We start from the raw sequence: 12,610 nt of genomic DNA, 5'->3' as shown, positions 1-12,610 counted from the left end.
TGAACCGCGCATCGCCGCCGGAGTTGTATCCGGGGGAACCGCCGGGCAGCGGGAGGATGCGTCATTTCGGCTTTCATGTTTGCGACCGGGATCGAGAACTCGATTCCGCGGATCCAGAACGGTCGGCTCCGGATCGACCAGATGGAGGCGTGCGGCCACTACGCGCGCTGGCGCGAGGATTTCGACCTCGTCGAGGAGCTGGGCCTAGCCTACCTGCGCTACGGCCCGCCTCTGCACACGACCCTTCTCGGGCCCGACCGCCACGACTGGGAGTTCGCTGACGTCACCTTCGCCGACCTGCGGCGGCGCAACATCAGCCCGATCGTCGATCTCTGCCACTTCGGCGTCCCCGACTGGATCGGTGACTTCCAGAACCCGGATTTCTCGGAGCAGTTCGCCCGCTACGCCGGCGCTTTCGCGCGGCGTTTCCCGTGGGTCCAGCTCTACACGCCGGTCAACGAGATGTTCATCTGCGCCCAGTTCTCGGCCAAGTACGGCTGGTGGAACGAGCAGGGGACCACGGACCGGACCTTCGTCACGGCGCTGAAGCACATCGTGAAGGCCAATGTGCTGGCCATGCACGAGATCCTGAAGGTCCGGCCGGACGCGATCTTCATCCAGAGCGAGTCGTCGGAGTACTTCCACGCCGAGAACCCGGCCGCGATCAAACCGGCCGAGATCGAGAACTCCAAGCGGTTCCTGTCCCTCGACCTGAACTACGGGCATCGCGTGGACTCCGAGATGTACGAGTACCTCTTCGACAACGGCATGACGAAGGCGGAGTACCACTTCTTCCTCGGCCACTCGCTCCGTCACCACTGCATCCTGGGCAACGACTACTATTGGACCAACGAGCACCGGGTCGCCGCCAACGGGATGACCCGCGCCTCGGGCGAGATCTTCGGCTACTCCGAGATCACGCGGCAGTATTACGCGCGCTACCGGCTGCCGGTGATGCACACCGAGACCAACATCGCCGAGGGCCCGAACGGCGACGAGGCCGTGAACTGGCTGTGGAAGGAATGGGCCAACGTCCTGCGGGTCCGCAACGACGGCGTCCCGACGGTGGGCTTCACCTGGTACTCGCTGACCGACCAGATCGACTGGGACGTGGGCCTTCGCGAGCAGAACAACCGGGTGCATCCCGTGGGCCTCTACGACCTGAACCGCAACATCCGGCCGGTGGGGCGCTCGTACAAGCAGCTCATCCATGACTGGGGAACCGTGCTGCCCACCCAGAGCGTCTGCCTGACGGTGCCGGTGGTCCCGCCCTCGGAGTACGGGCACGAGACGGCCGCGCGCCACGCGGACGAGGCCCGCGAGCTGCGCGCCACCGAACTGGCGACCGGAAGCGCCGGCAGCGCGCCGGGCTGATGGACCCGTCGCCGCTCATCGGCGGGGCGCCGATGGTGACCCTCGTGGCCGAGCGGCCGCCGGACGGCCCCGGGATCGTGGAGGCGACGGTGCTTCCCGGCCGCGGCTTCATGCTCCTGCAGGCCCGCGCGCGACAGCCGGGCGGCGAGGTCATCGACCTCTTGCATGCGCCCGACCCCGCCGCCGCGGCGGCCGAGCTGGACGGCGGCCCGGACGACTTCGCCGGCAACCGCGCGTTCGCCTTCGGCGGCGCGATCCTCGCGCCCTTCGCCAACCGGATCCGCGGCCGCGCCCTGGCGGAAACCCGCGAGATCGAGACGACGATCGGCGGCCGGCCGGTCCGGCTTCCGCGGAACTGGGGCGGCAAGCGTCCGGGCGCGGAAGCCTACGCCATGCACGGGCTCATCCTGGCCCGCCCGATCGCGTTCGAACGCGACGGCCCGGGTGCGGTGAACGGACGGCTGGACGCGCTCGCCGGCTGGCCCGGGCCGCTCGAGCTCTCGTTCCGCTGGTCGCTGGTCGACGGCGAGCTCGCGTTGCGGCTGGAGGCGCGGAACACGGGAACCGGGCCCGCGCCCTTCGGAGCGGGCTGGCATCCGTACTTCCGGCTCCCCGGCGGCGACCGTCGCCGTGTCCGCCTGCGTCTTCCCGCAAAGCTCCGCGCCGAGGTGAACAACTACGACGAGGTGCTCCCGACGGGGCGGCTGCTGCCCGTGGCCGAAACTCCGTACGACTTCCGCGCCGGACGGGCGCTCGGGGATCTCTACCTCGACGACTGCTTCACCGGCCTGGAGCCCCGCCCGCTGAGCATCGAGGTGGCCGACCCCGCGGCCGGGCTGGCGCTGCGCATCGCTTCGACCTCGTCCCGCCTGCGCGCGGTGCAGGTCTATGCGCCGCCGGAGGAGGCCTTCGTCGTGATCGAGCCGCAGTTCAACCTCGCCGACCCGTTCGGCGCGGTCTGGCCGCGGGACGTCGACACCGGCATGGCCTGGCTGGCGCCGGGCGAGACGGCGACGTACGACGTCAGCCTTCGGGTCCTGGCCTGTCCGTGACCGGCGCCTGAGCGGGGCGGCCGCGGGCCAGGAAGAGCACCAGCCCCACCGCCAGGCCGGACACGATCGCCACCGCCTGGACCGCGGTCATCTGCACCAGGATGCCGGCGCAGCCCAGGACGACCACCGCCAGCACCAGCGGCGCCGCCGGCATCCGGTAGGCGGCGGGCGGCGCCGCGCCGGTGCGCTCGACCCGCCGCAGCCGCATCGCGGCCAGGGCGACGCTGAGGTAGACCACCAGCCGCGTGCCCACGGCCAGGACGACCAGCGACTGGAACGTGCCGGTCAGGGCCAGGGCGACGACCAGGACCGAGCTGATCACCACCGCGACCACGGGCGTGCCGAACCGCGCCGACCGCGTCCCGAACCAGGCCCAGGTGTCGCCCTGGTCGGCCAGACCCTGCAGCAGCCGCGAGTTCGCCAGGACCGCGCCGGCGTTGCTGCCTGCGACCGCCAGGATCGCGGTGGCGGCGATGGCCCACCAGCCGGCGGGCCCGAGCACGATACCCGCGGCGTCGCCCAGAGCGAGGCGGCTGTCGGCGAGGTTCGGGACCAGTCCGATGGCCACGGCGTTGGCGCCCACCAGCAGGACGACGCCGGCCGCCAGGGACGCTAAGAGGGCGCGCGGGACGTCCCGCTGCGGGTCGCGCGCCTCTCCGGCCGGGATCGCGAGGTTCTCGAAGCCCGCATACGAGAACATCGCCATGGTGGCCGCGGCGACCGCGGCCGACAGGCCCAGCGGCTGCGCGGGGACGAGGGCCGAGACCTCCAGGCGGTGGACGGCGAGGACGATGAGCAGGACGACGGGCGTCACCTTGATGACCGCCAGCGCCGTCAGGAGGCCTGCGTTGACCTTGCCGCCGATGATCGAGAACGCGGCGATGACCGTGGCGAGCGGGATGACCATGGCGGCCGTGGCGCCGAGGCCCAGCGTGCGCCCCGTGGTGACCTCCACGAGCATCACCAGGGCGGCGAACATCGACGCGGTGGAGATCACCCGCGAGACGTAGAGGATCCAGCCGATCTCGAAGCCCGCGAGCGGCCCGAAGGCGCTGCGCACATAGAGGTAGGCGCCGCCGTTCTCCCGGAAGCGGCTCCCGACTTCGGCGAAGCAGAGCGCGATGGCGAACATCAGCACGCCCACCACCAGCAGCACGACGGGCGCCCAGGCGCCGGCGGTGGCGAAGTACTGCGCCGGCAGCAGATAGAAGCCGGCGCCGATGATGCTGTTCACGCCGACCGCGGCGAGGGTCGGCAGGCCCATGGCCCGCGGAGACGAACTGAGGCGGGGCTGCGACATGGGGGGCCTGTGCGGCCGGCGCGGACTGCGTCGGATCAGCCGAGCCTAGAATATGTTACCAGGTCGGATCAACCGCCGTCCGCTTCGCCCGGCAGGCGGTACTTCATCGGCACCGTGCCGAGCTGGAAGGCGGCGCGGGTCGCCAGATGGAACTCGCGCTGGATGCGGGCGCACCAGAGGTAGCGGGTCTCGTCGTCGAGGCCGTCCGCGCCTTCGATCCAGCGGATCATCATGTCGATGAACTGGCCGACGTTCAGCCGCGACGCGTATTCGGCGCGCGCCTCCGCGCCCGGCGGAGCATCGGGCCCGATCTGGAACCAGCGCTCCCGCGTATAGGCCGACATGGCGTCCTCGAGCGCCTTGCGCCAGTCGAGCCCTTCGACCCCGCCCTGGCTGTAGCGGAACACGAGCAGGAAAGGCTCGGGCTGCTCGCGGGCGGCCATGGCCATGCCGCGCAGGCGGGCGCCGTATTCGTAGCCCGGCACGGCCCAGACCTCGTGGATCTTGGCGACCACCCTGTCGCGGATCGCGTCCAGCAGCGCCTGCTTGGAGCGGAAGATCCGATAGATCAGGATCTTTGGGACGCCGGCCGCGTCGGCCACATCCTGCATGGTGGCGGTGCCGACGCCCCGTTCCAGGAAGACGCGGCAGGCCGCCAGCAGGAACGCCTCGCGCCGTTCCGGGACGTTCACCCGCGGCTTGGAACCCCTCCCGCTGCGGGGCCGTGCGCCATCTGCGGCGCTCGCCTTTGCCAACTCGATCTCCGTCTCCGATGCAGGGATCTGGTCTAGCCGCCCGCGCCCGACGCACAAAGGGCGATGCGATATGAAACCAAGTCGTAGCATAAATTGACAGCCGGGCAACGTGAGCGCACTGTTACCGGGTAGGAACAAGTGCGGATTCACCGCCGGCTCAGGGGGAAAACGACATGGCTCGTGGCAAGTTGTTTCTTGGCGTGGCGCTCGTGGCGATCTGTGGGCCGCTGGCCGCACAGGCGCAGGACGAGGGGGTGGGCGTCGAAGAGGTGGTCGTGACCGCCCAGAAGCGCGCCGAGAACCTCCAGGACGTGCCGATCTCGGTGACGGCGTTCAGCGGCGAGACGCTGGAGGCGGCGGGCGTGCAGGACATCCGCGACCTTCGCCGCATCACGCCCAGCCTCTACCTCGCCACCTCGTCCAACACGAGCAACACCCGCATCATGATGCGCGGCATCGGCACGAGCGGAAACACCGCGGTCGAGCCCAGCGTCGCCACCTTCGTGGACGGGGTCTATGTGCCGCGCATCGGCTCGATGCTGGCCGGCCTCAACGACATCGGATCGGTGGAGGTCCTGCGCGGGCCGCAGGGCACGCTCTTCGGGCGCAACGCCTCGATGGGCGCCGTGCTGATCCGCACCACGCCGCCCGGCGACACCATGGGCGCAGAGGTCGCCGCGACCTACGGCACGTACGGGGTCCGCCGCGTCTCGGCCATGGCCGACCTGCCCATCAGCGAGACCGTCAAGACCCGCGTCTCGGTGCTCGGCTACGAGGCGGACGGGTACGGCCGCAACGACCTGACCGGCAAGCGCATGGGCCGCAACGACGGGTTCAGCATCCGCGGCGCCGTGCAGTGGGACATCACGCCGGACCTGACCTTCACCCTGCGCGGCGACCACCAGAACCTCAGCGGCGATGGCTACAACACCATCACCGTCGTCACCCGCACGGTGACGCCCCAGACCCTGGCCAACTGGCAGACGCGGCTGGATCCCGACGGGGCGGGGCCGCAGACGGGTCTGCTGCCCTACGTGGCCGACACCTATTCCCGCCGGGTGCGCCAGTCGACCGAGGGCGACGTGACCGACTACCAGACCGGTCTCGCCAGCGAGCTGACGTGGGACATGGCCAGCGGCTATCAGCTCAAGCTGATCAGCGGCTACCGCGACTGGAAGAACATCCAGTACCAGGCTTCGAACGGGAACATCCCGCTGGAACTGCAGCGCCGCACGACCTTCGCCGACAGCCAGAACCACTCGCAGGAACTGCAGCTGCTGTCGCCCGACACGCTGCTGGACGGACGCCTGAACTTCGTCACCGGCCTCTACTACTACGAGGAGGCCTATGACATCGGTCAGAACATCGACCTGACCAACGAGTACTGCGAGGTGTTCATCCGCAACACCTCCACCGCCGCGCGCCTGGCCCAGTGCCGGACCAACACCAAGACCGGCGCCTCGTACTACGTGTTCACCCAGGACACCGAGTCGGTGGCCGCCTACGCCCAGGCCAGCTTCAAGCTCACCGAGCAGTTCGAGGTGACCGGCGGCATCCGCTACTCTGAGGACGACAAGACCGCGAAGTACCGGGGCATCACGCGGAACCCGGCCGCCGCCCAGGCCGCCGAGGTCACCGACATGGCGCTGAAGGAGGACAAGGTCACCTACCGCCTGAACGGGACCTTCCGGCCGAACAGCGACATCATGGTGTTCGGCAGCTTCTCCACCGGCTTCAAGTCGGGCGGCTTCGACTCCGCCCCGGGCACCACGGCCGCGGTCGGCGCCGCCGCGCGGAGCTTCCTGGCCGAGACGGTCGAGAACTGGGAACTGGGCGTGAAGTCCGAGCTCTTCGAGCGCCGGGTGGTGGCCAATGTCACGCTCTTCCGCTCGGATATCAGCGACCTGCAGTTCCGCAGCTTCGACGGGCTCCAGTTCCGGACCCGCAACAACGGCAAGGCGCGCCAGCAGGGCGTCGAGTTCGAGACCACGGCCCGGCCCATCCCGCCGCTCACGCTGAGCCTGGCTGGGACCTACCTCGACTCCGAGTACCTGGACTTCCGGGGCGCGCCCGGGCTGCCGGGCTTCGGCGGGTCGCAGGACCTCACCGGCCAGCGGCTGCCGTACTCGCCGAAGTGGCAGGGGACGCTGTCGGGCCAGTATGTCGGCGACATGGCCAACGGCTGGAGCTGGTTCGCCCGGGCGGACCTCTCCTTCTCGAGCAAGATCAACCTGGCCTCGTCGGGCGACAACAATCCCGACGCCGACCAGAAGGGCTACCAGCAGCTCAGCGCGCGGCTCGCGATCCGCGGACCGGAGCAGAAGTGGGAAGCGGCCGTGTTCGGCCAGAACCTCACCAACGAGACGTTCTGCACCGGCATCTTCAACCAGCCCAACAACGCCGCGTTCGGACTCAACAATGCGACGACGGGGGCGACGGCGCTGCGCTGCACGCTCAACGATCCACGCCAGGTGGGCGTCGAGCTCAAGGCCCGCTTCTGACGCCGGACAGGGAAGGGAACCACGACATGACCCAGCATTCCCGCGCCGCCTTCCCTCCCGGCGGGCGGTCCTGGCCGGACCTCCAGGCCGAGATGGCCGCCCGCACCGCCGGCGACGCCGACTGGCGCGGCGGCCGGACGGCCATCTTCTTCTTCCTGGCGGACGACGAGGCGTACCAGGTCGGCAAGCGCGCCTACATGGAGCACTTCTCGGAGAACGCGCTGGGGGCGGGCCGCGCCTACCCCGGCATCGGGGCCATGGAGCGCGATGTCGTCGACTACGGCCTCGACCTGATGCATGCCCCCGCCGGGGGGGCCGGCGTCTTCACCACGGGCGGGACCGAGAGCGTCCTCCTCGGGGTCAAGGCCGCCCGTGAGCGCCACCGCGCCCTCGGACGCGGCAAGGTCGGCAAGCCGCTGAACATCGTGATGCCGGTCAGCGGCCATCCGGCGTTCGACAAGACGGCCATCCTGATGGACGTCGAGGTCCGGCGCGCGCCGCTGCGCGACGACCGGCGCTGCGACGTGGAGGCGATGCGTGGGCTGATCGACGAGAACACCTTCATGGTGATGGGCTCGGCGCCCTGCTTCCCCCACGGGGTGATCGACCCCATCGCCGAGATCAGCGCGCTGGCCCTCGAGCGCGACGTCTGGATGCATGTGGACGCCTGCGTCGGCGGCTGGGTCGCGCCGTTCTTCGAACGCATCGGCCGCGGGACGCCGGTGTTCGACTTCCGGAACGGGGGGGTGCGGTCCATCTCGGCCGACCTGCACAAGTTCGGCTTCGCGCCGAAGCCGTCGTCCACGGTCTTCTTCCGCGATGGCGAGGACCTGGACCGCTCGACCTTCCGCCTCGGCTACTGGCCCAGCGGCCTCTACACGACCGCCACCCTGTCGGGCTCGCGGCCCGCCGGCGCGGTCGCGGGCGCCTGGGCGGTCCTGAACCACCTCGGGATCTCGGGTTACGAACGCGCGGCGCGGGATCTCGCCGCGATGACCGACGCCTATGTGGCCGGGATCCGCGCGATCCCCGAACTCGAGCTCTGGGCGCAGCCGGACGTCACCATCCTCAACTTCGGGTCCAGGGTCGTCGACATCTACGCCGTGGCCGAGCGGATGAAGACCCGCGGCTGGATTCCGGGGCTCACCAGCGAGCCGCGCGGCATGCACACCATGCTGGCCATGCAGCACGCGCCGGCCCGCGAGGCCTGGCTGGCCGACATGGCCGCCAGCATCGCCGAGGTCCGCGCGACCCAGGCCAAGAGCGACCTCGCCGCCACCTACTAGCAAGGAGACGATCCCGTGGACTCCGGCCCAGCTCTCGCCCCGCTGCCCACGGACTGGACTACGGAGGGCATAGTCGCCCGGCGCGACCGCTACTATGCGGCCTCGCAGCGGCGGTTCGTGCCCTACAAGACGCCGCTGATCTTCCGCCGCGGCCAGATGCAATACCTCTGGGACGAGAACGACCGGAAGTACGTCGATCTCCTGGGCATGAACCTCTGCATCTCGGTCGGCCACGCCCATCCGGCGGTCGTGGCCGCGGTGCAGAACCAGGCGGCGATGCTCACCCACTGCACCACCATGTTCTACCACCCTACGCCGGCGCACCTGGCGGAGGAGCTGACCCAGACCATGCCGGCGGGCCACGAGTGGGTGGTCCATTTCACCAACAGCGGCGCCGAGGCCATCGACCTCGCCCTGCTGATGGCGCGGGCCTACACCGGCGCGATCGACATGCTGTCGCTCCGGACCAGCTACCATGGCGCCACGTTCGGCGCGCAGGCGCTCACCGGCATCGCAGGCTTCCGCCACAACGTGCCGCAGCTGGGCGGCGTCGCCTTCCTGCCCGAGCCGAACGCCTATCGCGGCCTGTTCGGCCAGGAACTGCAGCCCTATCTCGACGAGGTCGAGCGCGCGATCGAGAGCTCCACGTCCGGGCGTCTCGCCGGGATGATCCTGGAAAGCGTGCAGGGCTACGGCGGCATTGTGGAGATCCCGCCGGCCTACATCGCCGGCGCCGCCGAGCGGGTGCGCGCCGCGGGCGGACTGATGATCATCGACGAGGTCCAGTCGGGCTTCGCGCGGACCGGGGACAACTACTGGGCCTTCGAGGCCAGCGGCATCGTCCCCGACATCGTGGTGATGGCCAAGGGCATCGGCAACGGCATCCCGCTGGGCGCCGTGGTGACCCACCGCCACATCGCCGAGTGCATGGCCGACAAGTTCCTGTTCCACACCTACGGCGCCAACCCGGTCGCCTGCGCCGCCGGACGCGCCGTGCTGCAGATCATCCGGGAAGAGGGCCTGCAGGCGAACGCCAAGGCCGTGGGCGCGGCGCTGAAGTCGGGCCTGGTCGCTCTGCAGGCGCGTCACCCGATCATCGGCGACGTCCGCGGGCTGGGCCTGATGATGGCCGTCGAGCTGGTGAAGGACCGCAAGACCAAGGCGCCCGCCACCGAGGAGACCGCCGCGGTCTTCGAGGAGACCCGAAGACAGGGTCTCGTGGTGTCCAAGTCCGGCCCGCATCGCAGCGTCCTGCGGATGGTGCCGCCGCTGTGCCTGTCGATGGACGACGTCCCCGGCGTGCTGGAGGCGTTCGACCGCAGCTTCACCGTGGCGCTGGCCTGAGCCCCCCGCCGCCCGTCAGTCCCGTCGTTCCGGAGTCGTCCATGCCGTCACGCCGATCGTCCCCCGCGCCGACCACCCGCCGGGCGCTGCTGGCCGGCACCGCAGGCCTCGCGGCCGCCGCCGGCGCCGCGGCCGCCCAGCCGGCGCGGCGCGGTGCGGCCCGGGCGCCGAACATCGTGCTCATGATGGTCGACAACTTCGGCTACGGGGACCTGGGGTGCTACGGCGGCGGCGAACTGCGCGGCGCCCCCACGCCCCGCATCGATGCGCTGGCCGCCGAGGGCCTGCGGCTGACCAACTTCAACGTCGAGCCCGAGTGCACGCCCAGCCGCTCGGCCCTGCTGACCGGCCGCATGCCCATCCGCACCGGCACCTCGATCGTGGAGTCCCGCGGGCTGAAGGACGGGATCGCGCCCTGGGAGTACACCCTGGCCGAGCTGCTGTCGGACGCCGGCTACGCCACCGCCTGCTACGGCAAGTGGCACCTGGGCTCCAGCGACGAGCGCGCGCCCACCCGGCAGGGCTTCGACGAGTGGTTCGGCATCCCGCGCAGCAGCGGCGAGGTCAACTGGCCGCTGCAGCCCGGCTTCGATCCCCGCGAGTACACGCTGCAGTCGATCATGGAAGGCCGGCGCGGCGAGCCGAGCCGCCCCTTGCGCACCTACGACCGCGCGGCCCGGCCGCTGATCGACCGCGAGATCACCGAGCGGGCCGAGGCCTATATCCGCCGCCAGTCCAGGGCCGACCGGCCGTTCTTCCTCTACCTGCCCTTCACCCTGCCGCACGAGCCGCCGCTGGCCCACCCGGACTTCGTGAAGCCGGGCCGGTCGAACCACCAGAACGCCCTCGTCGAGATCGACCACAACGCCGGCCGCGTGATCGACGCCGTCGACAAGGCCGGCCTCAAGGACGACACCATCGTCATCTTCTGCAGCGAGAACGGGCCGCAGAGCTTCCAGGGCATCGGCGTGGACTTCGGCGGGCGATCGGACACCGGCCCGTTCCGCGGCGAGTTCCCCAGCGGCTGGGAGGGCGCGATCCGCACGCCCTGCGTCATCCGCTGGCCGGGCCGCGCCCAGGCGGGCCGGGTCAGCAACCAGATGGTGTCGATCCAGGACTTCTACCGCACCTTCGCCAACCTCGCCGGCGCGAGCGGACGGGTCCCCACCGACCGCGCGGTGGACTCGATCGACCAGACCGACTTCCTGTTCGGCGGCAAGGCCGCGTCCAACCGCGAGCACCTGATGATCTTCCACAACAACCGCCTGCTGGCCGTGAAGTGGAAGAACTTCAAGATGCACTTCGCCGTGCGCGAGCCGCCGCGCGGCGCGGTCGTCGCCTCGGGCCAGGCCGTCACCACGTCCTATCTGGAGGAACTGCCGAGTCCCTGGGTCTTCGATCTCGAGAACGACCCCAAGGAGCTCTGGAACATCTACACCACCAACATCTGGGTCCGCCGTCCCATCGCCCGGATCCAGCGGGAGTACGAGGAAAGCGTGGCCAGATTCCCCAACGTCCCCACCGGCGGCGAAGGCCCGGTGCGCCCGGCTGGAGCCTCGGCGTGAGGGTCCGGATCGGACCGGTCGCCGCGGCGGCGGCCGTTGGCGTGCTCGTCGCCTCGGGCGTCGCCGTGAGCCAGGCGCCGCCGAAGGCCGCCGCGAAGCCGGCGGCGGCCGCGACCGCGCGTCCTGCCGCCAAGGCCGCCGCCCCCGCGCGGCTGCCGGGCTGGAACGCCGACCGCAACGCCTACTTCGGCGACCTGCACGTCCACACCTACCTGTCCAACGACGCCTACATCTCGAACGTCCGCCGTACGCCCGACGACGCCTACCGCTTCGCGCGCGGCGAGCCGATCGGCCATCCGTCGGGCTACACCGTGCGCCTGGCGGGCGCGCCGCTGGACTTCACCGCCGTCACCGACCACGCGGAGTACCTGGCGGTGGTCAGCGCCGCGGCGCGGCCGGGCCATCCGCTGGGCAAGCTGCCGTTCAGCCAGAACCTCATCGCCACGGATCCGGCCCAGGCGCAGAAGGGCTTCGAAGCCTTCACCAGCGCCAAGCGCGACGGCACGATGCCCAAGGAGTACGACGACCCCGCGATCGTCACCGAGGGCTGGCGCGAGGTCCGCGACGCCGCCCAGCGCCACAACCAGCCGGGCCGCTTCACGACCTTCGTGGGCTACGAGTTCACCGCCTCCCTGGACGGCCGGAATCTGCACCGCAACGTCATCTTCAAGGGCGCCCGCGTCCCCGCCGCGCCGTTCTCGGCCACCAGCGTGTACGACCCCGAGCTTCTGTGGCAGGCCATGGACGCCTGGCGCGCCAAGGGCATGGAGGCCCTGGCGATCCCGCACAATTCGAACGGCTCGGACGGGATCATGTTCGACAGCGTCCGGCTTAACGGCAAGCCCGTCGACCGCGCCTATGCGGAACTGCGCGCGCGGAACGAGCCCCTGGTCGAGATCACCCAGACGAAGGGCACGTCCGAAACCCACCCCACGCTGTCGCCCAACGACGAGTGGGCGAACTTTGAGATCTGGGAGCGCTACATCGCCGTCAACAAGATGGTGACGCGGTTCCCGGGCAGCTACGTCCGCCGGGCGCTCCAGGACGGCATTCTGCAGCGGGAGAAGCTGGGCGTGAACCCGTTCAAGCTGGGGTTCATCGGCTCGACCGACAATCACAACGCCACGCCCGGCTTCACGGACGAGGCGACCTACGCCGGCGCTTCGGGCCTGCGCGACGGCGCGCCCGAGCAGCGCGGCTCGGTGCGTCCGAAGAGCGCCTCGGAATGGCCAAGCCCGGGTCCGATCCAGTACTCGGCGCGCGGCGGCTCGGGCCTGGCGGGTGTCTGGGCCGAGGAGAACAGCCGCGACGCGATCTACGCGGCGCTGCGGCGCAAGGAGACGTTCGCCACCTCGGGTCCGCGGATCAAGGTGCGGTTCTTCGCCAGCTACGACTTCCCGGCCGATCTCCTGAGCCGCACCGACACCGTGCGC

The 12,610-nt window shown here is 70.4% G+C and carries 9 protein-coding genes; 7 read left to right on the top strand and 2 right to left on the bottom strand.

Annotated elements, in window-relative coordinates:
* The first annotated feature begins 75 nt into the window (after nt 1-75).
* The gene (locus tag JNK30_RS21550; RefSeq protein WP_293485600.1) at nt 76-1,374 is read left to right on the top strand and encodes a family 1 glycosylhydrolase; all 1,299 of its coding nucleotides are present in this window, start codon (nt 76-78) and stop codon (nt 1,372-1,374) included.
* A complete protein-coding gene (locus JNK30_RS21545; RefSeq protein ID WP_293485598.1) occupies nt 1,374-2,426 on the top strand; it encodes a hypothetical protein in 1,053 nt (350 codons plus the stop codon). The genes JNK30_RS21550 and JNK30_RS21545 overlap by 1 nt, the downstream gene beginning before the upstream one ends.
* On the opposite strand, the gene JNK30_RS21540 is transcribed toward JNK30_RS21545, so the two are convergent.
* Nucleotides 2,398-3,726: an APC family permease gene (locus tag JNK30_RS21540; protein WP_293485596.1), complete on the bottom strand. Its 1,329-nt coding sequence runs from the start codon at nt 3,724-3,726 to the stop codon at nt 2,398-2,400. The genes JNK30_RS21545 and JNK30_RS21540 overlap by 29 nt on opposite strands.
* Before the next feature lie 68 nt (nt 3,727-3,794).
* The gene (locus JNK30_RS21535) at nt 3,795-4,418 is read right to left on the bottom strand and encodes a TetR/AcrR family transcriptional regulator (protein ID WP_293485594.1); all 624 of its coding nucleotides are present in this window, start codon (nt 4,416-4,418) and stop codon (nt 3,795-3,797) included.
* A gap of 236 nt (nt 4,419-4,654) precedes the next feature.
* On the opposite strand from JNK30_RS21535, the gene JNK30_RS21530 reads away from it, so the two are divergent.
* The 5 genes from JNK30_RS21530 to JNK30_RS21510 form a co-directional block, all read left to right on the top strand.
* Nucleotides 4,655-6,982, top strand: a complete 2,328-nt coding sequence (locus JNK30_RS21530) for a TonB-dependent receptor (RefSeq protein ID WP_293485592.1) — start codon at nt 4,655-4,657, stop codon at nt 6,980-6,982.
* Between the two features lie 26 nt (nt 6,983-7,008).
* Nucleotides 7,009-8,268, top strand: coding sequence for an aminotransferase class V-fold PLP-dependent enzyme (locus JNK30_RS21525; RefSeq protein WP_293485590.1), 1,260 nt, complete (start codon nt 7,009-7,011; stop codon nt 8,266-8,268).
* A gap of 15 nt (nt 8,269-8,283) precedes the next feature.
* Complete coding sequence (locus JNK30_RS21520; RefSeq protein ID WP_293485588.1) at nt 8,284-9,612, top strand: aspartate aminotransferase family protein; 1,329 nt, start codon at nt 8,284-8,286, stop codon at nt 9,610-9,612.
* A 41-nt stretch (nt 9,613-9,653) separates the two neighbouring features.
* Complete coding sequence (locus JNK30_RS21515; protein WP_293485586.1) at nt 9,654-11,177, top strand: arylsulfatase; 1,524 nt, start codon at nt 9,654-9,656, stop codon at nt 11,175-11,177.
* Nucleotides 11,174-12,610 (top strand): DUF3604 domain-containing protein (locus JNK30_RS21510; protein ID WP_293485584.1); only part of this gene is annotated, 1,437 nt, incomplete at its 3' end. The genes JNK30_RS21515 and JNK30_RS21510, both read left to right, overlap by 4 nt.

Origin of the sequence: Phenylobacterium sp. (assembly GCF_016793225.1) — a bacterium.
Classification (GTDB): domain Bacteria; phylum Pseudomonadota; class Alphaproteobacteria; order Caulobacterales; family Caulobacteraceae; genus Phenylobacterium.
The sequence above is the reverse complement of the archived record's forward strand: the minus strand, read 5'-3'. Positions and strand labels throughout refer to the sequence as shown.